The organism is Stenotrophomonas sp. STEN087, assembly GCF_056759115.1.
Window position 1 is genome coordinate 1 of the sequence record NZ_JBRRCR010000022.1, and the last position, 23,854, is coordinate 23,854.

Consider the following 23,854-nt stretch of genomic DNA (forward strand, 5'->3'; position numbering starts at 1 on the left):
CGGGGGGGGTCCGGTTGAGGGGGACGCCGTAAACCCGTCCATGGGGGCTTGGTCGCGGCATCCATGCCGCTCACACCCCCTCAACCGGACCCACCCCGCCTTCGACAGTTTCCCGCGATCTGTCGGAACGGCGCTCTGCTCTGGTGGGTGCCGACCGTTGGTCGGCACGGGGTCGGATATCGATGTCTGACAGATGTGTCGACCAACGGTCGACACCTACCAACAGCCGCAGTTGCCAGTAGATCCACGCCACGCGTGGATGGGGGTCAGAGCCCGTTCCCGTCGGGAACGGGATCCGACCCCGCTTCGGCGCCCAGCCGCCAGGCCAGGCCACCCAGACGGCTGGCATGCCGCTTCAGCGCGGCCACCAGCACCTCTTCGCTGCCGGCCACATGCAGGCGCTGGCGGGCGCGGGTGAGGCCGGTGTAGACCAGTTCGCGCGACAGCACGCGGCTGTCCTGCCGCGGCAGCTGCAGCCACACTTCATCGAACTCCGAGCCCTGTGCCTTGTGCACGGTCATCGCGAAGGCGCTTTCGTGCGCGGGCAGTGCGGCAGGGTGGAAGGCACGCGGCTGTTCGGCGGTGTCGCCGGGGAACCAGGCCACCATCGCGCCGCTGGTGTCGCGCAGGCAGATGCCGATGTCACCGTTGAACAGGCGATGGCGGTAGCTGTTTTCAGTCACCAGCAGCAGGCGGCCCTGGAAGTAGCCGGGCATGTTGCCGGCCAGCAGCTGTTCGATGCGGCTGTTGAGCCCGCGTGCGCCCTGGGGGCCTTCGCGCAGGGCGGTCAGCACGCGCAGGCGACCGGCCTGCTGCAGCGCGCGGCCGGGGTCTTCGGCCTCGGCCAGCGCGCGCCAGTGCGAGAGCAGGTGTTCGCGCTGGCCACGCAGCGGGTCGGCATCGTTTTCGTGGAAGCTGATCCCGGACAAGCTGCCGCTACGCAGCAGGGCCAGCGCGGTGCCGCTGTCACCTTCGCGCACCGCCTGCGCCAGCGGTGCCAGCTGCAGGGCATCGCTCTGCCGGTAGCCGCGCTGCAGCTGCACGCGACGGCCAGCGAAGGAGCGTGGCGCGGCCTGCGGCTGCAGGGTCGGCGCGGCCAGCAGTCCCTGCAGGGCCTGCGCGTCATCGGCACGGGTGCCGCTGCCATCGCCGCTGGCACGCAGGATGGCGCTGAGCACATCGCCCGCTTCCACCGAGGGCAGCTGGTCCGGGTCACCCAGCAGGATCAGCCGCGTGCCGCTGGCGATGGCATCGACCAGCTTGGCCATCAGCGGCAGGTCGATCATCGAGGCTTCGTCCACCACCACCACGTCCACCGGCAACGGGTTGTCGGCGTGGTGGCGGAAGCGCGGCGAATCGGGGATGACACCGAGCAGGCGATGCAGGGTGGTGCCAGTGCTCGGCAGCGCCGCGCACAGCGCTGGGTCCAGGCCGTCCTCCTGCAGGCGCTGCATGGCCAGCCGCAGGCTTTCGGCCATGCGCTCGGCGGCGCGCCCGGTCGGTGCGGCCAGCGCGACCTGCGGCACCGGCTCGCCGGCATGCAGGGCCTGCGCGGCCAGCAGCAGCAACAGGCGCGCGATGGTGGTGGTCTTGCCGGTACCGGGGCCGCCCGTGACCAGCGCCAACGGGTGGCGCAGGGTCACGCCGGCGGCACGCGCCTGGTGGTCTTCCTGGGTGGCGGCAACGGGGAACAGGCGCGCGAACAACGGCGCCAGCGCCGCCATGTCCGGCGCCGGCAATGGATGTCGGCCGATGCGCTGCAGGCCGGCAGCCAGCTGCCGCTCGTATTCGCGGTAACGGCGCAGGTACAGCAGGCCGTTTTCCAGCACCAGCGGTGCCTCATCGGCGGCCGCCTCGGGATCCTCCGGCTGCGCTACCCACGGCGATGCCTGCAGCTGGGCCAGCCACTGCGCCGGCGCGGGCCAGGCCAGGAAGCCTTCCAGCAGGCGCTGCGGCTGTGACGGATCGAAGGCGGCGTGCCCCTGTGACACCGCCAGCGATGCCAGCGCGGCGGCAACCGCCACGCCATCGGGGGTGTCCTCGCGCAGCCGCCGCAGGCTGGTGGCCAACGCGTGGTCGAGGGTGCGCAGGTGGCCACCGCGGTACAGCTGCTGCAGCAGGGTGGCACTCATGCGCTGGCTCCAAGGGCACGCGCGACCAGGTCGGCATGGGCGGCGTCGCCGCCGGCGAACAGCGCATCCAGTCCATCCACCAGTTCCGGCGCGAAGTGGTCCACGTGCACGCCATTGCCGTTGCCATCCAGGCCACGGCAGAACAGGTAGCGGATGCCGCCCATGTCGCGCGCGTAGTCGTAACTGCGGCCCAGGCGGAAGCGCAGCCAACGGTGCAGGGCCACGGTGTAGATCAGCGCCTGCAGGTCGTATTCGCTGTGGCGCATGGCGATCTGCAGCAGGTCCGGGCTGTAGCCCGGCAGCCGGTTGGATTTGTAGTCGAGCACATACCAGCGCCCATCGCGCACGTAGGTGAGGTCGATCTTGCCGGTCATCAGCCCTTCCAGCCGGCGGCGCAGGCCGAAGCCACGGCGCGCGCTGGAAATGCCGTGCGCATGCAGCAGCTGCAGCAGCGCCGGCACGGTGGTCGGTTCGATGGCGAAGTGGAATTCGATTTCAGCGCGGCGCTCGCCCTCGCCCAGGCTGTGCAGGGCACCGCCTTCGGGCAGGGCGACCGTGAGCGTGTGGCCGACCAGCGGCACCAGCACCGCCACGCCATCGTCCAGGTCCTCGTCGGCATAGCCTTCGTCGTGCAGCGCCTTGCGCAGCAGGTCGGCCTGCCCTTCGGGCGCGGGCTGGTCGGGTCTCCATCCGCCCCAGGCGGCGAAATCAACGTTTTCCAGCGCTTCGTGCAGGACGTTGCCGAATCGGCTGCCCATGAAGCGCGTGTCCAGCGGTGCTGCGTCGGCAGCTGCGGGTTCGGGCAGGGCCGGTTCCAGCGGCAGTTCCGCACCCGCCGGTTCGTCGGCGGCCGGTGCCGGCAGTTCGGTGGCTGCTGCTTCGACGTCGTCGCCGGCATCGGCATGCGCCAGCTGGGTGAAGCTGTACACCCACCAGTCGTGCGGTACGCGCCGGGTCAGGCTGCGCACGGCCGGCAGTTCGCCGTCCTGTTCGACCGGCAGCTGCGGCAGCCGCAGCACCGGATCGCTGTCGTCGATGTGCACATCGGGGTGCGCGTGCAGCGCCTGCAGGTCGCCCAGCAGCGGCGCAAGGCGGGTCTTGCCGAGCCCGGCGAGATCGCCGATGGCGATCCACAGCGCATGCTCGGCGCGGGTCAGGCCCACGTACAGCAGGCGCGCATCTTCGGCGCACTGCTCGCGGTCGCGCTGGCCGCTGGCCGCCTTCCAGGCCTCGTCGTCGTCCAGCTTCCAGTGCAGCTGGCGCTCACCGTCCACGTGCACGGTGCAGTGCCCGGCGTTGTTGGAGGCGCCACCGAAGATGCCGACGAACGGCAGGTAGACCAGCGGGTATTCCAGGCCCTTGCTCTTGTGCAGGGTGATGATCTGCACGCGGCGCGCGTCCGATTCCAGGCGCAGCAGCTGCTGCTCGTCATTCTGGTCGGCATTGGCCATCTGCCCCTGCAGCCAGTCCAGCAGCCCATGCATGCCCAGCGCCTGCGCGGAGGCTTCCTGCAGCAGTTCGCCCAGCTGCAGGTAGTTGGTCAGCCGGCGCTCGCCATCGATCAGCGCCAGCAGGCGTTCGCCCTGTGCGGCGCAGACATCGGCCACCACGGCGAACGGGCCACCGCGCTGCCAGCGCTCGCGCCAGTGCAGCAGCTGCGCCTGGAACGCGCGCTGCAGGTCGCCCTCACGTTCCATGTTGGCGATCGCACTGGCCCGCTGGCCGAGCAGCACCGTCGCCAGCGCCGCACGCAGGCGGCCTTCGTCAGCCGGTTGCAGCAGGGCCAGCAGCAGCGCGCGCAGGTCGCGTGCTTCGCTGGTGGAGAACAGGCTCTGCTTGCCCGCCGCCACCGCCGGAATGCCCAGTGCCGCCAGCGCGCGCTGCACCAGCGTCGCCTCGCGGTGCGAGCGCACCAGCACGGCGATGTCACCGGGCTGCACCGGGCGGCCGCGCAGGATGGCGGTACCGGCACGCGCATCCAGCAGCGTCTGGTGGATGGCGGCGACGCAGGCCTGGGTCGCGGCGGCACGCGAGGTGTCGGCACTCATCGCCTTGTCGCCTTCGCTGCGCAGCACGCGCAGGGTCAGTGCCGGGGCCGCGGCGCCGTCGCGCAGGTAGTCTTCATCCGTACGCACGCCACCGGGGCGGACTGGTTCGAAACCGATGCCGGCTTCCAGGAAGGCGTCGTCGCCACCGTTGTCGTACAGCGCCTGCAGCGCGCGCAGCACCGAAGGCCGCGAACGGAAGTTCTGGTCCAGCGGCGGTGCCGGCCGCGCGGCCTGCTTGGCCTTCAGATAGGTGTGGATGTCACCGCCACGGAAGCCGTAGATCGCCTGCTTCGGGTCGCCGATCAGGAACAGCGCCGGCGGCAGGCCCAGTTCCCGCACCTCCGGCGAATCGCCGAACACGGTGTGGAAGATGCCCCACTGGCGGTCGTCGGTGTCCTGGAACTCATCGACCAGGGCGATGCGGTACTGCAGGCGCAGCTTGCGCACCAGCTCCAGCCGCTGCGCCCCCTCCAGCGCGTGGGCTACACCATCGATCAGATCGTCGTAGGTCTGCACCCGGCGCGTGCGCTTGAGCATGGCCAGCCGCTGCGTGGCTTCTTCACGCAGGCTGTGCAGGAAGTTCAGCGACGCAGCGCGCAGCCACTGGTCGCGCTGGGCCAGCAGCGCCACGTAGCGCTGCAGGGGTGCCTGCAGCGGCGAGGAGGGGGTGCGGTCGCCGAACTTTTTGTTGGTCTTGGCCACCAGCGCTTCGGGCAGCAGCGCCTGCAGGTGGCCATCCTTCATCAGTTCGCTGGCGTCACCGCGCGCGGCCCAGGCCAACAGCTGCCGGCCCAGCGCGTGCAGCCAGCCCAGCTTGTAGGAAACGCCGTTGATCCACTTGTTGTCGACCGCCTCGCACAGATCGAGGAAGAACTGCTCGCCGTGCTCGCGCACGGCCAGCGACAGGTCCGCCGCGGCGGCCTGCAGGGCAAGGCGCGGATCTTTCACCGCCAGCGGCTGCGGGCGCGGGTACAGCGGCGGCGAGGCCAGCAGCGCGCGCAGGTCCGAGGCCAGCGCATCGGGGTTCGACCACAGCCAGAGCAGCGGCTCCAGCGTGGCCGGGTCGTTGGCGTGCACGCGCCACAGGTCGGCGGCCAGTTCCTCCAGCAGCTCGCGGTCGCTGGCCAGCAGTTCCGGCGGATCGAAGGTGTGCCCGCTTTCCAGCGCATGCTCGCGCAGCACGCGGGTGCAGAAACCATGGATGGTGAAGATCGAGGCCAGGTCGATCTCGTCGGCGGCCACCTGCAGGCGGCGCTTCAGCGCGGCAGCGCTTTCGCCACCTTCGTCGAGGTGGCGCTGCAGCACCTGCCGGGTCAGCAGCGCATCGGGCGCCTCGTCGTCGGCGGGCGGCAGGTCGACCAGGCGCGCGGCCAAAGCCAGGCGCTCGCGGATGCGCTTGCGCAGCTCCTGGGTGGCGGCATCGGTGAAGGTCACCGCCAGGATCTGGCCGATGCGCAGGCCCTGTTCCACCACCAGGCGGGTGAACAGCGTGGCCAGGGTGAAGGTCTTGCCGGTACCGGCGCTGGCTTCGATCAGGCCGATGCCCTGCAGCGGCAGCAGCAGGTAGGGATCCACGGGGGTGCTCATGCGTCGGCCTCCTTGCCGGTGCCACCCGGGCCACGCCCGTCGCGCACCGCGCCGAATACCACCTGGCTGTTGCGCAGCAGGTCGGCGTAACTGTCGTCATCGGCGAAGGGATCGGCCCCGCGCAGCAGCAGCTGCCAGGCATCGCTGTTGGCTTCGCCCCAGCTGCGGTCGCTGCCGTGCCACTGCTTCCAGCCTTCGCTGCGTTGTTTTTCCACCGGCGCGGTGAACAGCACCCAGCCGGTATAGGGTGCGAAGCGCAGCGGCTCGCGCAGGCCACGCTGGCGCAGCTGCAGCAGCGCGCGCAGGGCACTGCGTGCGGCCGCCGCGCCCGGTGCAGGCTGGATGTGCGGGCCGGGGCCGGCATCACCCCCATCGTGGAACTGCACCAGCGGCAGCGCATCGCCGGCCGCATTGGCCAGCAGCCAGTCCAGGCCCTGGTGGATCACCGCGTTGCCGTTCAAGGTGCCGGCGCGCAGGCGCACCAGGCCTTCGGGATGGCGGTCGGCGACGCGGCCGTGCAGGCGCACGCCGTCGATCTCGACTTCGTAGCGGCGGCTTTCCAGCGGCTGCCCCTGCATCCAGCCCAGCATCGCGCTGGCGTAGGGACGGGTCTTGAGCTGTTCGGCTTCGAACTGGCGCTCGCCCAGCGCACCCGACGGCAGCAGGCCACGGGCACGCAGGCGCGGGTACAACGGCTCGACATCGCCGCTGATGGTGGCGCGTACCACCGCGGCCTGCACGCTGCGCTTTTCCGGCCCGCGCGAGGACAGCACCAGTGGCTCCAGGTCGTCCACCTCCTCGACGTCGTCGGCCAGGCGCAGGCCCAGCGCCTGGGCCAGGAACTGCCCGGCCGGGTCGCACAGGAAGCGGCGCAGCGTGTCCAGCGCGACCTCGTCTTCCACCGCGTCATCCAGCGGTGGCGGCAGCGCGGCGTCGAACCACGGCTGCAGCCCGCCGCGCTGGCCGGCCATGCGCCCGGCAGCCGGGTGCCACTGCCGCCGGTAGCTGAAACGGCGCGGATCGCCCTCGCCAAAGGCGGCGGGCGAGAACGGCTGCAGCGCGTGGCGCACGGTGAACGCACGCTTGGCGGCCTCCGGCGCCTGGTGGTACTCGGCGGCGGCGTCGATCAGCTCGCTGACCAGCACCGAGGGCTCGCGCACGCTGCCATCGCGCGGGTCGGCGCCGAGGTAGCTCAGGTAGAACACGTCCTGCGCGGCGGCAAACAGCTGCAGGAACAGGAAGCGGTCATCCTCGCGGGTGGAGCGGTCGCCCGGGCGACGGCGCGGCGTGTCCAGCTCGGCTGTCAGCTGGTTCAGGCCAGCCGCCGGGTCGCGGCGCGGGAAGTCACCATCATTCAGGCCCAGCACGCAGATCACCCGGAACGGCAGCAGGCGCATCGGCACCATGCGGCCGAAGCTGATGCCGCCGGTCAGCAGCGGCGCACGCGTATCGGCCTCGGACAGCGCGCCGGCGAAGTGCGCACGCACCACCTCGGGCGGTACGCCGTCCTCGAAGCCGGCCTTGCGGGCGTCATCGGCGAACTGGTTGAGCAGCTTGCGCAGGCGCTCCAGCGCGCGCTGGCTGTTGGGCGAACTGGGTGCTTCCGGCAGCAGCGCATCCAGCAGGGACAGCAGGCGCTGCCGCCACTGCGCCGGGGTCAGGGTCTCGCCGAGGCGACGCTGGTACAGCGCCAGTACGCGCAGCAGGCGCACCAGCCGGTCCAGCGCGTCCAGCGCGCCGCCTTCCAGCTCGATCCACGGTGCCACGCCGGCCAGGTCGACATCGCTGCCGGTGGCGTGGCCCAGCAGCAGGCGGTCCAGCGCGAACTGCCAGGTGTAGGCGTCGTCGCGCGGTGCCTGCAGCTGGCCGCGATGGTTGGCGTCGATGCCCCAGCGGGCGCCGGCCTGCTGCAGCCAGCCATGCAGGCGGTCGAAGTCCACCGCCTCCAGCCCGGCCGCCTCGGCCAGCGGCGCGCTGGCCAGCAGGTCGAGGATCTCGTTCAGGCCGAACCGCGACACCGGCAGCGACAGCAGGTGCACGAACACATCGGCCAGCGGCTCCCCCGCCAGCGGGCTGCTGTCGGCCAGCGCATAGGGAATGTGTTCCTCGTCGCCGCCACGGCCGCCGAACACGGCTTCCAGGTACGGCACGTAGGGATCGATGTCCGGTGCCAGCACCGCGATCTCGCGGGCCTGCAGCGGCGGGTCGAAGCGGGGGTCCTGCAGCAGGCTGCGCAGCTGGTCGTGCAGCACCTGCAGTTCGCGCAGGCGGGTGTGGCAGGCGTGCACCTGCAGGCTGGGGTCATCGCTGCGCGGTTCCTCGCGCAGCTCGCCCGAGGGCAGCGCTCGGCGGTGGAACAGGTCGCGCTGCAGGCGGTGCAGCAGGCTGTCGGCCAGCCCGCCCTCGGCCAGGGTCGGGCGGGTGTCGTCTTCGGGATCCGAGTACGCGGCGATCTCACCGGCCGGGTGCACCACTTCGTAACTGCCCAGCACGGCCATGAAGTCGCGGCCGGCCGCGCCCCAGGCTTCCAGCAGGCGGTTCTCGCCGGCGGCTTCGCCAAAGGGATCGGGTGCGCCGCTGCGCAGGCGCTCGGCCAGGGTCTGCAGGTCACCCCAGTACGACTGCACCGGGGTCGGCATATAGAAGTGCAGCTCGCCGACCCGGGCCTGGGTGGCCATCACCCGCAGCACGTCAGGCGAGATGTTCAGCGTGGCGAACGCCGACAGGCGCGGCGGCAGGCCCTGTGGTTTTGGCTTGTCCGGGCCTTCGAAACGGTCGAGGTAGTCCTGGATGCGGCGCGCGCGGTAGCCGCGTCCTGCGGAAATGGCCCGCCACAGGATCGCCTGCGGGTCGGCCGGGTCGGCGCCGGCATCCCAGCGCAGCAGCCAGTCGCGGCGCCAGGCCTGGTACTTCTCGAACACCGAGGCCAGTTCACCGGCCAGCGCCCACGGCTTCAGGGCGTCAACCCCGGCAAGATAGGCCTGCAGCGCACGCATCGGTGGCTGCGCCAGCAGCACGGGGTCGCGCAGCGCCTGGTACAGCTTCCAGTGCAGGCCGGCGGCGTCCAGGTCGTCGGTTTCGCCATCGACATTGGCGTTGAGCGCTCGCGCGACGAACTCACCCGGGGTGAGGAACTCGAGGTTGGCGGCGACCCCGTACTCGGCCGCCAGTGTCGCCTGCAGCCAGCGACGCATCGCCACCTGCGGGATCAGCACCACCTCCGGCGCCAGCAGCGGCTGCCCCGGCACCGGAGTGCGCACGTTTCGGGCCAGCAGGGCGGCCAGCACGTCCAACGAGTTGGAGTGATAGAGGCGGAAGTCGCTGAACGGGTCGGTCATCGTGCACAGTGTGCAGGACGCCCGGCAGTATTCAATGGTGACGCACGTCACTGGGGCGCGCAGCGAGCGCTGCGATGGATTGTTCCGGCGCCGCCGGAAATTGTCCCGGCCTGCCGGTGGCCGCGACGTGCCACAATACTGGACCGTCCAGTCTGCTTATGTTCAGCCGGCTGACCCCACCCTTCGATGTCTAAAAAACGTTAATGGTGCCCATGTCGGCTTCCGCCTCCAGTCTGGTGCAGTTGTCCAACGTCCGCATCGACCGGAGCGGACGCACGATCCTGCGCGACGTTTCCCTGCAGGTTCCGCAGGGCAGCATCACTGCCGTGCTGGGCCCGTCCGGCAGCGGCAAGTCGACCCTGCTGGCCGCGCTGACCGGCGAACTGCGCCCGGTCGCCGGCGAGGTCACCCTGTTCGGCAAGCCGATCCCGCATGACAGCGGCGCGCTGCTGGAAATGCGCAAGAGCGTGGGCGTGCTGCTGCAGGGCAATGGCCTGCTGACCGACCTCACCGTGGCCGAGAACGTCGCCCTGCCCCTGCGCACCCATACCCGCCTGCCGGCGGCGGTGCTGCGCCGGCTGGTGCAGATGAAGCTGCACGCGGTGGGCCTGCTGGCCGCCGCCGATGCCTGGCCGCGCGAGCTGTCCGGCGGCATGGCGCGTCGCGTGGCTCTGGCCCGCGCGCTGGCCCTGGACCCGCCGCTGATGATCTACGACGAGCCGCTGACCGGGCTGGACCCGATCGCCTCGGGGGTCATCATGAGCCTGATCCAGCGCCTCAACCACAGCCTGGGCCTGACCAGCATCATCGTCAGCCACCACGTGCACGAGACCCTGCCGATCTGCGACCAGGTGATCGCCATTGCCAATGGCGGCATCGTGTTCCAGGGCACGCCCGAAGCGCTGCAGTCCAGCCAGGACCCGCTGCTGCGGCAGTTCCTGCACGGCCAGCCTGATGGCCCCATTCCGTTCGATGCCGCGCCGCGCGCGAGGGTTGCCTGATGCCGTTCGTGCAAGCCACCCGTTCGCTGGGCCGCGCCGGCCTGTTCTCGCTGACCGTGCTGCGCGGTTCGCTGCCCACGCGTGATTTCCTCGCCGAGCTGACCCGCGAGATCTACAAGATCGGCGCGCGCTCGCTGCCGATCATCGCCGTCGGCGGTGCCTTCGTCGGCCTGGTGCTGACCCTGCAGGGCTACCGCACGCTGACCACCTTCGGTGCGGCCGACGCGCTGTCGACCCTGCTCGGCCTGTCGCTGTACCGCGAACTGGCGCCGGTGCTGACCGCGCTGCTGTTCATCGGCCGCGCCGGCAGCTCGATCGCCGCCGAACTGGGCCTGATGCGTGCCACCGACCAGATCAAGGCGCTGGAGCTGATGGCCATCGACCCGGTGGCCAAGGCGGTGGCCCCGCGCTTCTGGGCGGCGGTGCTGACCGTGCCGCTGCTGACCGGCATCTTCTGTTCGCTGGCCATCAGTGCCAGCTACTTCGAAGCGGTGCACGTGCTGGGCCTGGACAATGGCGTGTTCTGGTCGGCGCTGCGCAACAGCGTGGACTTCTGGGATGACTTCGGCGTGGCGATGCTGAAGTCGGCGATCTTCGGCGGCACCGCCGCGCTGGTCGCGTCCTACGTCGGTTTCCACGCCGAGCCGACCATCGAAGGTACTTCGGTGGCCACCACCCGTGCGGTGGTCAACGCCTCGCTGCTGGTGCTGATGTTCAACTTCGTGCTGTCGGCAATGTTGTTCACCTAACCCCTCCTCCGGCGGTGCGCAGGGCGCGCGGCCACCACGACTCGATCAGGTAATCCACATGGCCATACGCGGTCCCAGACTCGAATTCTCCGTCGGCGCATTCCTGCTGCTGGCCCTGGCATCGCTGATGGTGCTGGCCGTGGCCTCGACCAACCAGCGCTGGAGCTGGGGCGGCCAGGGCTATGAGCTGAAGGCGCGCTTCTCCCAGGTCGGCCAGCTGCGCAAGCAGGCGCCGGTGAAGATCGGCGGCGTCACCGTCGGCCAGGTCGCCTCGATCGAACTGGACCCGGTGAAGTTCGAATCGATCGTGACCCTGCGCATGGACAGCAAGGTCAAGGACCTGCCGGCCGATACCTCCGCCGGCATCTTCACCAGCGGTTTGCTCGGCGAGAGCTATATCGGTCTGCAGCCCGGTGGTGATCCGGAAGTACTGAAGCCCGGTGAGGAGATCGTCTTCACCCAGCCGGCGGTGGACCTGCTGCAGCTGGTCGGCAAGTACATGTTCAGTGGCAGCGCCGGTGGCGCTGGCCAGAAACCCAACGATGGCGAGCAGTCGCCTGCAACGGAACCGCAACCATGAAGATGAAACTGATCCCGGCCCTGCTGGCCTCGTCGCTGCTGCTGGCTTCCCCGTTCCTGGCCCAGGCGCAGTCCACCGCCCCCGCCGTGACCGCCCCGCAGGGCCAGGCCGGCAAGGTGGTCATCGACGCCAGCAGCCGCATCATGTCGACCCTGCAGCAGCGCCGCGCTGAGTTCACCAGCAACCCGGCCAGCCTGCGCAGCTACATCGACAGCGAACTGACCCGCACCTTCGACCGCGACTATGCCGCGCGCCTGGTGCTGGGCACGCACGCCCGCGGCGCCTCCGACGCCGACATCAAGCTGTTTGCCGATGCGATGGCCGACAGCCTGATGCAGCGCTACGGCTCGACCCTGCTGAACATCCAGGGCAAGCCGAGCTTCCGCCTGAAGGGCGAGAGCCCGCTGCCGGGCAACCGCGGCGTGCGCGTGGCCACCGAACTGGTGCGTGCCGGCAACGAGCCGACCCCGGTCGAGTACTGGATGCGCAACGTCAACGGCCAGTGGAAGATCTTCGACGTCAACATCGAAGGCATCTCCTACGTGCAGACCTTCCGCAACCAGTTCGATGCCCCGCTGCGCCAGAAGGGCATCAAGCAGGTGGCCAGCGAACTGCGCAGCGGCAGCATGCAGGCCGGACCGGCCGGCAATGGCAAGTAAGCCACTGGCGCTGCTGGAAGGCGACACCCTGCGCCTGCGCGGGGTGCTCGACCGTGCCGCGGTGATCGCCCTGTGGCCGCAGCTGCAGGCGTTGCCGGCAAAGCTGGCACGGCTGGAACTGGGCGAGGTCGAGCGCGTGGACAGCGCCGGCCTGGCGCTGCTGGCCGAACTGGCCGCGCGTGCCCGCACCCAGGGCCACCCGCTGTCGATTTCCGGCACCCCTGCCGGTTTCAACGAACTGAGCGCAGCCTACCGGCTGTCGCCCGATCTGGATTTCAATGCACCTTCTGCTGCGAGCTGACATGAACGTCGTACGCGCGTTTCCCCTGATGATCCTGGCCCTGGCGCTCAGCGCCTGTGCCGGCAAGCCCGCGCGCAGCGATGCGCCGGTGGCCGACACCGTGGTTCCGGCCAGCGCACCGGCCGATGCACCTGCTGCCGATGCCGGCACGGTTGACGCGGCACCGGCGGCCGCCATGGACGACGCGACGGCCACGCCGCCACCGGCCACGAATGCCGGAACCGATGCCGAAACCGATGCCGCCACGGCCGCGGCCGCCGCTGCGCCCGGTGGCGACGACGATTTCGACGCGCTGTACGGCAACGCCGGCACCGCTGCCACCACCGCTGCCTACGACCCATGGGAGCCGCTGAACCGCCGCGTGCACCGCTTCAACGTGGGCGTGGACAACGTGATCGCGCGTCCGCTGGCCACCGCCTATACCCACGTCGTGCCGCGCTTCGCGCGTACCGGCGTGAGCAACTTCTTCAGCAACATCCGTTCGCCGGTCACCATCGTCAACCAGCTGCTGCAGGGCCGCCCGGCTGATGCGTGGGATACCTTCGGCCGCTTCCTGATGAACTCGACGCTGGGCATCGGTGGCCTGTTCGATCCGGCCAGCAAGGCGATGGTGCCCAACCGCCGCGAGGACTTCGGGCAGACCCTGGGTGCCTGGGGCTGGCGCCGTTCGCGTTACGTGGAACTGCCGTTCTTCGGCCCGCGTACCGTGCGCGATGTGTTCGGCCTGGCCGGTGACATGCCGCTGTCGCCGATGCGCACGATCGAGGAAGACAAGATCCGCATCGGCCTGCAGGGCCTGCAGCTGGTCGATACCCGCGCGCAGCTGATGGCGGTCGACGACCTGCGCAGCTCGGCGGTGGATGAGTACGCGCTGGTGCGCGATGCCTGGCTGCAGCGTCGCAACTACCAGATCGAGAACGACCTGCGCGGCAAGCGCGAGCGTGGCAGCGACGATGAGAATTCGCCGATCCCGGTGGATGCCATGCCGATGCCGAACTGGACCAACTGATCGCGTTGGTCCGCGCATTAAAAAACCCCGCCTTGGCGGGGTTTTTTTGTGCGTGGCCTGGGGTCGGAGCCCTTTCCCCTGGGAAAGGGATCCGACCCCATGCGATCAGGCGGCCAGTGCGGCGTCGATCGCCTCGCGCAGGCGCGCGTCATCGGCGGCCACGTCCGGGGCGAAGCGTGCGACCACCTTGCCATCGCGGCCGACGAGGAACTTCTCGAAGTTCCACAGCACTGCCGGTGCAGCGTGGATCGGGATCTCCTTGCTGGCCAGGCGCTCGCGCAGCGGGCCTTCGCCGATCGCCTGCGGCTGGGCAGCGGTCAGCTGCTGGTACAGCGGGTGGGTGTCTTCACCGGCCACGCTGATCTTGGCGAACATCGGGAAGGTCACGTCGTAGGTCAGCTGGCAGAACTGCTGGATTTCCGCCTCGCTGCCCGGCTCCTGGCCGAGGAAGTTGTTGGCCGGGAAACCCAGCACTTCCAGGCCCTGTGCCTGCTTTTCCGCGTACAGCGCCTGCAGGCCTTCGTACTGCGGGGTCAGGCCGCACTTGGAGGCGACGTTCACCACCAGCAGGACCTTGCCCTGGTAATCGCCCAGGGTGGACGGCTGGCCGTCGATGGTGGTGAGGGAAATGTCCTGGATCGGGGTGCTCACGCGGGGGCTCCGGCTATGCCGTGGAAAGGTCCACCAGCATAGCGCTGTGCGTATGCGCCAGGTGCGTTCAGTCGACGCAGATCGTGCCCTGTGCCTTGCCGTCTTCGATGCGCTGGCGGCAGCCGAAGTTCTGGCTGACATCACGCTGGCAGGTGCCCGTTGCCACCACGCCCGCCTCGGGTTCACCCGTGGCCAGGCACTGGCCGCTACAGTCGCGCTTGCTGCTGCAGGCCTTGCCGGCATCGGCATAGGGAATCACGCACTGCATGCGCTGCAGGCGGCCCAGCGGCTGCAGAGTGCCGCCGGCGGCGCGGCAATCCACGTCGCGCGCTTCCTGGTAGGCCTCGGTGGCTTCCGGTGTGTCAGGGGCGGCCGGTTGTGCGGTCGTATCGGCGGCCGGCGGCGTGCTGCTGCAGGCCGCCAACAGGGCGGCCAGGGCCAGGCTGGCAAGGAAGCGAAGGCGCATGGTCGGACCTGCAGGCGGTGATCGAGGCCGCCAGCATACGCATTGCGTGGTGCAGGTAGTGTGTCAGTGCACTCAGGTCTCTTCGCCCTCGCTGGCCTCGTCCTCACCGCCCTCTTCCTCGGCTTCCCCGAGGTCGCCCAGCAGCTGCTGCACCTGTTCGTTGGCAAGGGTCTCCACGCCACGCAGGCGACGTTCGATGGTGCGCGTCTTGCGGCTGGCCGCGCCGATGCTGCGGCCGACCGTGGTGATCTGCTTCTCGGCCTTCTCCAGGATGCCGGCGAACTTGCCGAACTCGCTCTTCACCGCACCCAGCAGGCTCCACACTTCGCTGGAACGCTTCTCGATGGCCAGCGTGCGGAAGCCCATCTGCAGGCTGTTGAGCAGCGCGGTGATGGTGGTCGGGCCCGCGACCACCACGCGGTGGTCGCGCTGCAGCAGGTCGACCAGGCCGGGCCGGCGGATGATCTCGGCGTACAGGCCTTCGGTGGGCAGGAACATCACCGCGAAATCGGTGGTGTGCGGCGGCACGATGTACTTCTCGCTGATCGACTTGGCCTGCACCTTCACCGCGCGCTCCAGCTGCACGCCCTGGATGCGCACCAGCTCGGCGTCACCTTGGTCCTGCGCGTCCAGCAGGCGCTCATAGTCCTCGCGCGGGAACTTGGAATCGATCGGCAGCCACACCGGCGCGTCGTCGCCGCGGCCGGGCAGGCGTACCGCGATGTCGACCATCTCGTTGCTGTCCGGGCGCACCTTCACCGCGCGCGCGTACTGCTCCTGGATCAGGGTCTGCTCGAGGATGTTCTCCAGCTGCACTTCACCCCAGCTGCCGCGCGTCTTGACGTTGGTCAGCACGCGCTTGAGGTCGCCCACGCCGGTGGCCAGCTGCTGCATCTCGCCCAGCCCGCGCTGCACCTGTTCCAGGCGCTCGGAGACCAGCTTGAACGACTGGCCCAGGCGCGTTTCCAGCGTGGTCTGCAGCTTCTCGTCCACGGTCACGCGCATCTGTTCCAGCTTCTGCGCGTTGTCGCTCTGCAGCGCGCGCAGCTGTTCTTCCAGGGTCGTGCGCATCTCGGCGATGCGTTGTTCGTTGCGCTGGGTCAGTTCCTGCAGGCGCAGGCCCAGGCTTTCGGTCAGCCGCTGCTGCGACTGCGCCCCTTCCTCGCGGCCCTTGCGGGCATCGTCCACCAGGGTCTGGCGCAGCGCGCCCAGCTGGGTGTCGGTACGCGTGGTCAGTTCCTGCAGCTGTTGGCCGAAGGCGTGGATGCGCGCCTCCTGCTGCTGGCCGAACACTTCCAGCTGCGCGCGCAGTTCCTGCAGGCGCTGGCCCATCAATGCACCGCTGCGCTGCTGGCTCTCGGCCGCTTCGGCGCGCGCCTTGCGTGCATCTTCGCCAAGCGCTTCGCGCAGCAGGTCCAGGCGCTGGTCGGTGCGGGTGGACAGGTCGGTCAGCGCGCGGGCGAAGCCGTCCAGCTGTTCGCGCAGTTCGCTGCGGCCGGCCCGCGCCTCCTCGCGCACCGCCTGTTCCAGGCGGTCGTGGGGCGGGCGGCGCAGCAGGGCGATCAGCTGCAGGACGAGGACGGCCAGCAGGAGGCCGCCGATGAGCAGGAATTCGGTTTGCATTCCACCAGTGTAGGCTGGCCCCGTCTCAAACGCTGCGTCTGACCATGCTCGAACTGTACGGAAAGCCGACCTCGATCAACGTGCGCAAGGTGCTGTGGCTGTGCGCCGGGCTGGACCTGGCGGTGCAGCACCACGCCGCCCCCGATGCGGACCTGCTGCGCGGGCTGAACCCGAACGCACAGGTGCCGGTGCTGTGCGAGGGCGACTTCGTGCTGTGGGAGTCCAACAGCATCTGCCGCTACCTGGCCACGCGCGCCGGCCGGCACGATCTGCTGCCGGCCGAGCCGCAGGCGCGGGCGCGGGTGGAGCAGTGGATGGACTGGCAGGCGACCGATCTGAACACGGCGTGGCGCCATGTGTTCATGGCGCGCGTGCGCGGGCATGCGGATTACCCGGACGATGCGCGGGCGGAGGCGAGCCTGGCGCAGTGGAACCGGCTGATGGCAATGCTGGATGCGCAGCTGGCGCTCCACGCGTACGTGGCCGGCGATGACTTCACCCTGGCTGACATCGTGCTGGGGCTGTCGACGCAGCGCTGGCGCAGCACGCCGGGCGGCAAGCCGGTGCTGGCGAATGTCGACGCGTGGTTCGAGCGGTTGCGGCGGCAGCCGGGGTTTGCGGCACACGTCGACAACGGGGTTGCCTGAGGGGTGGGGTCTTTTTGCAGGGCTTGCAGCCCTGCACCTGCTCAATGCAACGGCAACGGCAACTGCAAAAGCTGGGTATCCGTGGGATGGCGGGGTGGGGGGGGGGGTGGGGGGGGGGGCGCGCGCCGCCCCGCCGGGGGGTGGGGGGGGCGCCCGCGCGCCAGACGGCCCCCCCCCCCCGCCCCCACCCCCGCCACCACCCCCCCCCCGACCAAGCGCAGGGTTTTGCATTTCGCGACCAGCCACGAGGGGCTCAGCCGTTGGCCTGGATCCTTACCAGCCTTCCAGCACGATCTTGCCCTTCGCGCGATTGCTCTCCACCAGCGCGTGCGCGCGCCGCAGGTTGGCGGCATTGATGCGCCCGAAGTGCTCGCCCAGCGTGGTCTGCAGCACGCCGGCGTCGATCAGCTCGGCCACGCGGTTCAGCAGGTCGTGCTGGCGCTGCATGTCGGCGGTCTTGAACAGCGGGCGGGTGAACATCAGTTCCCAGTGCAGTGACAGCGCCTTGCGCTTGAGCGCCATCACGTCCAGCTGGCCGGGGTCGTCGATCAGGCCCAGCTGGCCCTGCGGCGCCAACACCTCCACGATCTGTGGGTAGTGCTGGTCGGTGTGGGTCAGGCTGGCCACGTGCTCGACCTGCGGGATGCCCAGCCGGGCCAGGCCTTCGGTCAGGGGCAGGCTGTGGTCGATCACGTGGTGTGCGCCCATCGCATAGACCCAGTCCTGGGTGTCCGGGCGCGAGGCGGTGCCGATCACGGTCAGCTTGGTCAGCGTGCGTGCCAGCTGCACCAGGATCGAGCCGACGCCGCCGGCCGCACCGATCACCAGCAGGGTCTGCCCTTCACCGCCGCCCTCGGCGATGCGCAGGCGGTCGAACAGCAGTTCCCAGGCGGTGATCGCGGTCAGCGGCAGGGCCACGGCGGCGGCATCGTCGAGGCTGGCCGGCTTGCGGCCGACGCTGCGCTCGTCCACCAGCTGGTACTCGGCATTGCTGCCCGGGCGGTCGATCACGCCGGCGTAGTAGACCGCGTCGCCGGGCTGGAACAGGGTCACCTCGCTGCCCACCGCATCGACCACGCCCACCGCATCCCAGCCCAGCACGCGCGGGCCTTCGGTGGCGGCGTTGCGGCGCACCTTGGTATCCACCGGGTTCACCGCCACGGCGCGCACCGCCACCCGCAGGTCGCGCGGGCCCGGCTGCGGCAGGTCCAGGTCGATGTCGATCAGGGCCTGCGGGTCATCGATCGGCAGGCCGGCGTGGGTGTAGGCAATGGCGCGCATGGCAGCGGTCCAGGGGGGAAAGGAATCCACAGCGTGCGCCGCGCGCGGCCCCCCGGAAAGGCGCAGAATCGGTCAGCACTTTCACTCCGGCAATGAAAATGATCCGTTTCGACGATCTGCAGCTGTTCGTCCGCACCGCCGCACTGGGCAGCTTCTCGCAGGCCGCACGCGAGGCCGACCTGCTGCCCGGCCAGGTGGCCGCCGCGGTGGCACGGCTGGAACGCGAGCTGGACCTGCGCCTGTTCGTGCGCACCACCCGCAGCCTGCGCCTGACCGGCGAGGGCGCGCTGTACCTGCCCTACGCGCAGGATGTGCTGGCGACCCTGCGCGAAGGCCAGGCCCGCGTGCAGGGCGAAGACGCCGACCTGCACGGCACGCTGCAGCTGTCGGCGCCGTCGGATTTCGGCCGCAACCTGCTGCTGCCGTGGCTGGCCTCGTTCCGCGCCGCGCACCCGCGGCTGCGGCTCCACCTGCGCCTGTCCGACGAGGTGGCCGACGTGTTCCGCGACCCGGTGGACGTGGCGATCCGCCTGGGCCACTTCGACGATGCCAGCTACGTGGCCCTGCCGCTGCTGGAGGGCAACCGTCGCGTGCTGGCGGCGTCGCCCGCCTACCTGCAGCGGCGCGGCGTACCAGCGCGGCTGGAGGACCTGCGCGAGCACGACTGCCTGGCCTACCAGCTGGGCGGACGCACCCACGACCGCTGGGCGTTCGAGGTCGAGGGACGGCGCGTGGTGGTGCCGGTGCGCGGCCCGCTGGTCTGCGACGATGCCGACGTGGTGCGGCGCTGGGCGGTGGCCGGTGAAGGCATCACCTACAAATCCTGGCTGGACGTGCGCGAGGACGTGCAGGCCGGGCGCCTGCAGGTGCTGCTGGACGGCATCGGCAGCCACATCCCGCTGCAGCTGGTGTGCCCGCACCGCAAGCAGTTCTCGCCGGCGGTGCGGCAACTGCACGCGCAGCTGCGCGATCACCTGCAACCGCTGCTGTCCGGCCTGCCCGGTGGCGAGGGCGGCCCCCTGTCGCCGGCCGCGGCGGTGGCCGACAATGGCGCCCCCCCGCAACAACAATGAGCCATGCCATGCCGTGGATGGGCATCCAGGACCTGTGGACGTTCCTGCTCGCCGTGCTGGTGTTCCTCGCCCTGCCCGGGCCCGGCACCTTCACCCTGCTTACCGCCACCGGCCGCGGCGGCGTGCGCGGCGGCTACACCGCGCTGGCCGGCCTGCTGCTCGGTGACCAGATCCTGATGTGGCTGGCACTGGCCGGCGTGGCCGCGCTGCTGAAAGCCAACCCGCTGGTCTTCCACGCCGTGCAGTACCTCGGCGCGGCCTATCTGGTGTGGGTGGGCATCAGCCTGCTGCGCACGCCGAAGACCGAGGGCGGCGATGCCGGCCCGATCCGCATGCAGCCCGGCCGCTACTTCCAGCAGGCGATCCTGGTCAGCCTGCTCAACCCGAAGGCGATCCTGTTCTACATGGCCTTCCTGCCGCTGTTCATCGACCCGAAGGCGCACCACGGCATCGCGACCTTCGCGGCGCTGGCCGGCATCATCTTCGTGGTCAGCGTGGCCTACTGCTCGCTGCTGATCGGTGCGGGCAACCTGGCCCGTCGCCATCTCATCCAGCATCCGCGCATCAGCACCGTGCTGCGCCGCGTGGCCGGCCTGTTCCTGGTCGGCTTCGGCATCCGCCTGGGGTTGAACGGATGATCCGGCGGCTGGCAGTGCTGGTGTTTGCCGTGCTGCTGGCCGACACCGCGGCGGCGGCAACAGCGCAGGACCATCGCTGCCTGACCGGCGGCCGCAACGACAGCCTGCACCTGCTGTGGCGCTGGCTCGACGATGGCAGCGCCGATGTGCAGTACGCCGGCCAGCGCGGTCGCCTGCCGGTGCAGCGGGTCTCGCAGGAAACGACGGTGCTGGACGAAGACCGCCCCTCCCAGTTCGACAGCGTGTGGGAAGAACGCATCGAGGGCCGCCGCAACGGGCGCTACTACCTGACCACGCAGGGCGCGCGCGTCTATGGGTTCAGCTACGAACGCGCGCGCGATGGGCGCCGCACCGAATTCAATGAAGACGTCGAGGCGTGGCAGGAAGACGGCTGCCATTGGCCGGAAGGCGTGGTCTCGCGCGTGGTCGATTGAGGGTGCCAACCCAGGTTGGCCTCTACTGGTCGTGCATGTCCGCGCGCAGGTGGTCGATGAACACCCGCAGCTTGGGCGCCATCTGCTCGCGCGCCGGGTAGTACAGGTGGAAACCGGGAAACGGCGGTTGCCAGTCCTGCAGCACGCTCTGCAGTCGCCCGGCGGCGATGTCGTCGGCCATCAGCGAAGCGAAGCCCTGGGCCATGCCCAGCCCGGCAAGCACGGCACGATGGGCGACGCCGGCATCGTTGAACACCAGCCGCCCGCTCACTTCCACGTCCAGCTCGTGGCCCTCGCGGCTGAATTCCCAGGGCATCAGCCGGCCGTTGGCCAGGCGGTGCACGATGCAGGCGTGGCCCTGCAGGTCATGCGGAGTCTGTGGCACGCCATGGCGCTCGAAGTAGGCCGGCGTCGCCACCACCACCTGCCGCTCGGGCGGCCCGACCGGCACCGCGATCATCCCCTGGGCCAGTGATTCGCCCAGGCGGATGCCGGCGTCGAAGCCCTCGCCCACCAGATCGGTCAGGGCCGCGTCGACGCACAGTTCCACCTGCACCTGCGGGTAGCGCGCCAGGAAATCGGGCAGCCGCGGCAGCACCATGCGGTCGGCGACGATGCGTGGCAGGGTCACCCGCAGCCGCCCGGCCGGCACCGAGCGCGCGCTGTCCAGTTCGGCGAAGGCCTGGTCGATCTGGTCGAGGCCGCCCCGCACCCGCTGCAGGAAACGCGCGCCGTGTTCGGTCAGGCCCACCCGCCGCGTGGTCCGCTGCAGCAGGCGCACGCCCATCCGTGCTTCCAGCGCGCGCACGCTCTGCGACAGCGCCGAGGTCGACACGCCCAGCGCATCGGCAGCGCGGGTGAAGCTGGCATGTTCGGCCACGTGGACGAAGGCGACCACGGCCGTCAGCGGGGCAGAGGCATCCATTGTGAAGCCAGCCTTCAAGGTGAGTCAGGTTGCACGCAGTTTATCCACATGATCGACAGGAGGAAGCTAAGCCCCACGCCGCCGCCCATCCGGGCGAGGTGCTTCCCCCAAGGAGATCCGCATGAAGACCCGTACCCTCGGCCCCGCCGGCCCTACCGTGTCCGCCCTCGGCCTGGGCTGCATGGGCATGAGCGCCTACTACGGCGGCCGCAGCAGTGAGGAGGACGCCATTGCCGTCATCCAGCACGCGCTGGACCGTGGCCTGACCCTGCTCGACACCGCCGATGTGTATGGCCCGCACACCAACGAAGTGCTGGTCGGCCGCGCGATCGCCGGCCGCCGCAACCAGGTGTTCCTGGCCAGCAAGTTCGGCATCGGCCTAGACCCTTCCGACCCGCAGGCGCGGCAGGTCAACGGCCACCCGGACTATGTGCAGGCCGCCTGCGAGGCCAGCCTGCGCCGCCTGGGCGTGGACCACATCGACCTGTACTACCAGCACCGCGTCGACCCGACCGTGCCGATCGAGGACACCGTGGGTGCGATGGCGCGCCTGGTGGAACAGGGCAAGGTGCGCTGGCTGGGCCTGTCCGAAGCCTCGGCAGCCACCCTGCGCCGGGCGCATGCGGTGCACCCGATCACCGCCGTGCAGAGCGAGTACTCGCTGTGGTCGCGCGAGCCGGAACAGAACGGGGTGCTGGCCACCACGGCGGAACTGGGCATCGGCTTCGTGCCGTATTCGCCGCTGGGCCGTGGCTTCCTGACCGGTGCCATCCGTAGCCCGGATGATTTCGAGGCCGACGATTACCGGCGTACCTCGCCGCGCTTCGAAGGCGCGAACTTCCAGCGCAACCTGGCGCTGGTGGACACCGTGCAGGCGCTGGCCGCCGAACGCGGCATTGCCGCCTCGCAGCTGGCCCTGGCCTGGGTGCTGTCGCGTGGCGAGCACATCGTGCCGATTCCGGGCACCACGCGGCAGGCACGGCTGGACGAGAACCTCGGTGCGCTGCAGGTGCAGCTGGACGCCGCCACGCTGGACGCGCTGGATGCGGCCTTCCCGCTGAATGCCGCGGCCGGCGAGCGCTATTCGGTCAGTGGCATGGCCAACATCGAGTCGTAGCCGCCGGATTGTGCCGATTCCGGCAGCCTGGTCGGGGCGCAGCGCGCGCCCCGACGGGTATGACCCTCGCCAGTGGTAATGCTGCGCTGCGTTCGGTCACACTCGGGAACTTGTCGTTCCAAGTCATCCCCTTCCGAGGCCTGCATGTCCCTGCTCCGGCGCAAGTCGCTAGATTCCGTCACTGTCCATGAAGCCGGTCGGCGCCTGGTGCCGACCCTCAGCTGGCCGCACCTGATCGCCCTGGGCATCGGTGCCATCGTCGGCACCGGCATCTACACGCTCATCGGCGTCGGCGCCAACCTGGCCGGTCCTGCAGTGCTGATCTCCTTCGCCATCGCCGGTGCGGTCTGCGCCTGCGCGGCGCTGTCCTATGCCGAGCTGTCGACGATGATGCCGGCCGCCGGCAGCGCCTACACCTACAGCTACAGCGCGCTGGGCGAGGTGTTCGCCTGGGTGGTGGGCTGGAGCCTGATCCTCGAATACTCGCTGGTGGTCAGTACGGTCGCGGTCGGTTGGTCCGGCTACTTCGTCGGCTTCCTCGAATGGGCGCATACGCAGTTCGGCTGGAACATCACCCTGCCAGCCGCGCTCGCTGCGGGCCCGCATGTCGCTGGTGGCTTCATCAACCTGCCGGCGATCGTCATCACCTGGCTGGTCGCGCTGATGCTGATGGCCGGCACCAAGGAAAGCGCCACGCTCAACGCCATCCTGGTGGTGTTCAAGCTGATCGCGCTGGCGATCTTCGTGGCCGTGGCCCTGCCCGCCTTCGACAGCGCCAACCTGCAGCCGTTCATGCCATACGGCTTCGCCAAATCGATGGGCCCCGATGGCGTCGAGCATGGCGTGATGGCGGCGGCGGCAATCATCTTCTTCGCCTTCTACGGCTTCGATGCGATCTCCACTGCTGCCGAAGAAACCAAGAACCCGGGCCGTGACCTGTCCATCGGCATCATCGGTTCGATGATCGGCTGCACCATCGTCTACGTGCTGGTGGCGCTGGCCGCCGTGGGTGCGATGAGCTACGCGGTGTTCGGCCACAGCGCCGAGCCGCTCGCCCTGATCATGCGCCAGCTCGGCCATCCGACCGCCGCCATGGTGATCGGCGTGATCGCGATCATCGCCCTGCCGACCGTGCTGCTGGCCTTCCTGTACGGGCAGAGCCGCATCTTCTTCGTGATGAGCCGCGACGGCCTGCTGCCGCGTGGCCTGTCCAAGGTCAACGCACGCACCGGCACGCCGGTGGCGACCACGCTGTTCACCGCGGTGGTGGTGTCGGCACTGGCCGGCGTGGCGCGCCTGGACGAGATCGCCGCACTGGCCAACGCCGGTACCCTGGCCGCGTTCACCGCGGTGGGCATCTGCCTGGTGGTGCTGCGCCTGCGCGAACCGGACCGTGCACGTACCTTCCGCACGCCGCTGGCCTTCGTGGTCGGGCCGCTGGCCGCGCTGGGCTGCATCTACCTGTTCATCAGCCTGCCGCACACCACCCAGCTGTACTTCCTGGTGTGGAACGTGGTCGGCCTGGTGCTGTACTTCCTGTACAGCCGCCGCAATGCGGTGATCGCGAAATAAACGCATCACCGGGTATGCCGGCC

Annotated in this window: 20 protein-coding genes; 12 read left to right on the forward strand and 8 right to left on the reverse strand. The window is 69.9% G+C overall.

The window, feature by feature from the left end:
* Positions 1-266 precede the first annotated feature (266 nt).
* From recD to recC, 3 genes are read right to left on the reverse strand one after another with little or no spacing between them, the layout of a single operon-like run.
* On the reverse strand, positions 267-2,132 hold the full coding sequence (gene recD, locus ACVOK1_RS08145) for an exodeoxyribonuclease V subunit alpha (protein WP_481561715.1): 1,866 nt from the start codon (positions 2,130-2,132) through the stop codon (positions 267-269).
* Positions 2,129-5,767, reverse strand: coding sequence for an exodeoxyribonuclease V subunit beta (gene recB / locus ACVOK1_RS08150; protein ID WP_481561716.1), 3,639 nt, complete (start codon positions 5,765-5,767; stop codon positions 2,129-2,131). The genes recD and recB overlap by 4 nt, the downstream gene beginning before the upstream one ends.
* Positions 5,764-9,105, reverse strand: coding sequence for an exodeoxyribonuclease V subunit gamma (gene recC, locus ACVOK1_RS08155; RefSeq protein WP_481561717.1), 3,342 nt, complete (start codon positions 9,103-9,105; stop codon positions 5,764-5,766). The genes recB and recC overlap by 4 nt, the downstream gene beginning before the upstream one ends.
* Positions 9,106-9,317: 212 nt before the next feature.
* Here recC and ACVOK1_RS08160 point away from each other — a divergent pair, with 212 nt between their 5' ends.
* The 6 genes from ACVOK1_RS08160 to ACVOK1_RS08185 are packed head-to-tail and all read left to right on the forward strand — an operon-like array spanning position 9,318 to position 13,404.
* Positions 9,318-10,106: an ABC transporter ATP-binding protein gene (locus ACVOK1_RS08160; RefSeq protein ID WP_079225437.1), complete on the forward strand. Its 789-nt coding sequence runs from the start codon at positions 9,318-9,320 to the stop codon at positions 10,104-10,106.
* Positions 10,106-10,855: an MlaE family lipid ABC transporter permease subunit gene (locus tag ACVOK1_RS08165; protein ID WP_079224408.1), complete on the forward strand. Its 750-nt coding sequence runs from the start codon at positions 10,106-10,108 to the stop codon at positions 10,853-10,855. Before ACVOK1_RS08160 ends, ACVOK1_RS08165 begins: the two co-directional genes overlap by 1 nt.
* 58 nt (positions 10,856-10,913) lie before the next feature.
* Positions 10,914-11,435: an outer membrane lipid asymmetry maintenance protein MlaD gene (gene mlaD, locus ACVOK1_RS08170; RefSeq protein WP_079224410.1), complete on the forward strand. Its 522-nt coding sequence runs from the start codon at positions 10,914-10,916 to the stop codon at positions 11,433-11,435.
* A complete protein-coding gene (locus ACVOK1_RS08175; protein WP_108770538.1) occupies positions 11,432-12,094 on the forward strand; it encodes an MlaC/ttg2D family ABC transporter substrate-binding protein in 663 nt (220 codons plus the stop codon). Before mlaD ends, ACVOK1_RS08175 begins: the two co-directional genes overlap by 4 nt.
* A complete protein-coding gene (locus ACVOK1_RS08180) occupies positions 12,084-12,395 on the forward strand; it encodes an STAS domain-containing protein (protein ID WP_108770539.1) in 312 nt (103 codons plus the stop codon). The genes ACVOK1_RS08175 and ACVOK1_RS08180 overlap by 11 nt, the downstream gene beginning before the upstream one ends.
* A 1-nt stretch (position 12,396) precedes the next feature.
* The gene (locus tag ACVOK1_RS08185; RefSeq protein ID WP_481561718.1) at positions 12,397-13,404 is read left to right on the forward strand and encodes an MlaA family lipoprotein; all 1,008 of its coding nucleotides are present in this window, start codon (positions 12,397-12,399) and stop codon (positions 13,402-13,404) included.
* Between the two features lie 105 nt (positions 13,405-13,509).
* Here the strand turns inward: ACVOK1_RS08185 and ACVOK1_RS08190 are convergent, their stop codons facing one another.
* The 3 genes from ACVOK1_RS08190 to ACVOK1_RS08200 form a co-directional block, all read right to left on the reverse strand.
* Complete coding sequence (locus tag ACVOK1_RS08190; protein ID WP_164074947.1) at positions 13,510-14,055, reverse strand: glutathione peroxidase; 546 nt, start codon at positions 14,053-14,055, stop codon at positions 13,510-13,512.
* A gap of 67 nt (positions 14,056-14,122) precedes the next feature.
* A complete protein-coding gene (locus ACVOK1_RS08195) occupies positions 14,123-14,521 on the reverse strand; it encodes a hypothetical protein (RefSeq protein ID WP_481561719.1) in 399 nt (132 codons plus the stop codon).
* A 72-nt stretch (positions 14,522-14,593) separates the two neighbouring features.
* Positions 14,594-16,144 carry a DNA recombination protein RmuC gene (locus ACVOK1_RS08200; protein ID WP_108770543.1) on the reverse strand — a complete coding sequence of 517 codons (1,551 nt, stop codon included), beginning with the start codon at positions 16,142-16,144 and terminating at the stop codon, positions 14,594-14,596.
* A gap of 44 nt (positions 16,145-16,188) precedes the next feature.
* Here ACVOK1_RS08200 and ACVOK1_RS08205 point away from each other — a divergent pair, with 44 nt between their 5' ends.
* Positions 16,189-16,791, forward strand: coding sequence for a glutathione S-transferase family protein (locus ACVOK1_RS08205; protein ID WP_481561720.1), 603 nt, complete (start codon positions 16,189-16,191; stop codon positions 16,789-16,791).
* A gap of 273 nt (positions 16,792-17,064) precedes the next feature.
* Here ACVOK1_RS08205 and ACVOK1_RS08210 read toward each other — a convergent pair whose 3' ends face one another.
* Positions 17,065-18,072 carry a zinc-binding alcohol dehydrogenase family protein gene (locus ACVOK1_RS08210; RefSeq protein ID WP_481561721.1) on the reverse strand — a complete coding sequence of 336 codons (1,008 nt, stop codon included), beginning with the start codon at positions 18,070-18,072 and terminating at the stop codon, positions 17,065-17,067.
* Positions 18,073-18,164: 92 nt separating this feature from the next.
* Between ACVOK1_RS08210 and ACVOK1_RS08215 the strand changes: the two genes are divergently transcribed.
* From ACVOK1_RS08215 to ACVOK1_RS08225, 3 genes are read left to right on the forward strand one after another with little or no spacing between them, the layout of a single operon-like run.
* Entirely contained in the window at positions 18,165-19,145 is a 981-nt protein-coding gene (locus ACVOK1_RS08215) for a LysR family transcriptional regulator (protein WP_481561722.1), read from the forward strand.
* An 8-nt stretch (positions 19,146-19,153) separates the two neighbouring features.
* Positions 19,154-19,783 (forward strand): leucine efflux protein LeuE, encoded by a 630-nt coding sequence (gene leuE, locus ACVOK1_RS08220; RefSeq protein WP_108770547.1) that lies wholly within the window; start codon positions 19,154-19,156, stop codon positions 19,781-19,783.
* The gene (locus tag ACVOK1_RS08225) at positions 19,780-20,217 is read left to right on the forward strand and encodes a hypothetical protein (RefSeq protein ID WP_481561723.1); all 438 of its coding nucleotides are present in this window, start codon (positions 19,780-19,782) and stop codon (positions 20,215-20,217) included. Before leuE ends, ACVOK1_RS08225 begins: the two co-directional genes overlap by 4 nt.
* 22 nt (positions 20,218-20,239) lie before the next feature.
* On the opposite strand, the gene ACVOK1_RS08230 is transcribed toward ACVOK1_RS08225, so the two are convergent.
* A complete protein-coding gene (locus ACVOK1_RS08230; RefSeq protein ID WP_481561724.1) occupies positions 20,240-21,142 on the reverse strand; it encodes a LysR family transcriptional regulator in 903 nt (300 codons plus the stop codon).
* A gap of 121 nt (positions 21,143-21,263) precedes the next feature.
* Between ACVOK1_RS08230 and ACVOK1_RS08235 the strand changes: the two genes are divergently transcribed.
* A complete protein-coding gene (locus tag ACVOK1_RS08235; RefSeq protein WP_333628505.1) occupies positions 21,264-22,259 on the forward strand; it encodes an aldo/keto reductase in 996 nt (331 codons plus the stop codon).
* 144 nt (positions 22,260-22,403) lie between these two features.
* Positions 22,404-23,831 carry an amino acid permease gene (locus ACVOK1_RS08240; protein WP_406233801.1) on the forward strand — a complete coding sequence of 476 codons (1,428 nt, stop codon included), beginning with the start codon at positions 22,404-22,406 and terminating at the stop codon, positions 23,829-23,831.
* Positions 23,832-23,854: the final 23 nt, after the last annotated feature.

Bases quoted from the DNA above. Each gene is read 5' to 3' on its own strand.
- recD (WP_481561715.1), bottom strand. From the start codon at position 2,132: ATGAGTGCCACCCTGCTGCAGCAGCTGTACCGCGGTGGCCACCTGCGC.
- recB (WP_481561716.1), bottom strand. From the start codon at position 5,767: ATGAGCACCCCCGTGGATCCCTACCTGCTGCTGCCGCTGCAGGGCATC.
- recC (WP_481561717.1), bottom strand. From the start codon at position 9,105: ATGACCGACCCGTTCAGCGACTTCCGCCTCTATCACTCCAACTCGTTG.
- ACVOK1_RS08160 (WP_079225437.1), top strand. From the start codon at position 9,318: ATGTCGGCTTCCGCCTCCAGTCTGGTGCAGTTGTCCAACGTCCGCATC.
- ACVOK1_RS08165 (WP_079224408.1), top strand. From the start codon at position 10,106: ATGCCGTTCGTGCAAGCCACCCGTTCGCTGGGCCGCGCCGGCCTGTTC.
- mlaD (WP_079224410.1), top strand. From the start codon at position 10,914: ATGGCCATACGCGGTCCCAGACTCGAATTCTCCGTCGGCGCATTCCTG.
- ACVOK1_RS08175 (WP_108770538.1), top strand. From the start codon at position 11,432: ATGAAGATGAAACTGATCCCGGCCCTGCTGGCCTCGTCGCTGCTGCTG.
- ACVOK1_RS08180 (WP_108770539.1), top strand. From the start codon at position 12,084: ATGGCAAGTAAGCCACTGGCGCTGCTGGAAGGCGACACCCTGCGCCTG.
- ACVOK1_RS08185 (WP_481561718.1), top strand. From the start codon at position 12,397: ATGAACGTCGTACGCGCGTTTCCCCTGATGATCCTGGCCCTGGCGCTC.
- ACVOK1_RS08195 (WP_481561719.1), bottom strand. From the start codon at position 14,521: ATGCGCCTTCGCTTCCTTGCCAGCCTGGCCCTGGCCGCCCTGTTGGCG.
- ACVOK1_RS08200 (WP_108770543.1), bottom strand. From the start codon at position 16,144: ATGCAAACCGAATTCCTGCTCATCGGCGGCCTCCTGCTGGCCGTCCTC.
- ACVOK1_RS08205 (WP_481561720.1), top strand. From the start codon at position 16,189: ATGCTCGAACTGTACGGAAAGCCGACCTCGATCAACGTGCGCAAGGTG.
- ACVOK1_RS08210 (WP_481561721.1), bottom strand. From the start codon at position 18,072: ATGCGCGCCATTGCCTACACCCACGCCGGCCTGCCGATCGATGACCCG.
- ACVOK1_RS08215 (WP_481561722.1), top strand. From the start codon at position 18,165: ATGAAAATGATCCGTTTCGACGATCTGCAGCTGTTCGTCCGCACCGCC.
- leuE (WP_108770547.1), top strand. From the start codon at position 19,154: ATGCCGTGGATGGGCATCCAGGACCTGTGGACGTTCCTGCTCGCCGTG.
- ACVOK1_RS08225 (WP_481561723.1), top strand. From the start codon at position 19,780: ATGATCCGGCGGCTGGCAGTGCTGGTGTTTGCCGTGCTGCTGGCCGAC.
- ACVOK1_RS08230 (WP_481561724.1), bottom strand. From the start codon at position 21,142: ATGGATGCCTCTGCCCCGCTGACGGCCGTGGTCGCCTTCGTCCACGTG.
- ACVOK1_RS08235 (WP_333628505.1), top strand. From the start codon at position 21,264: ATGAAGACCCGTACCCTCGGCCCCGCCGGCCCTACCGTGTCCGCCCTC.
- ACVOK1_RS08240 (WP_406233801.1), top strand. From the start codon at position 22,404: ATGTCCCTGCTCCGGCGCAAGTCGCTAGATTCCGTCACTGTCCATGAA.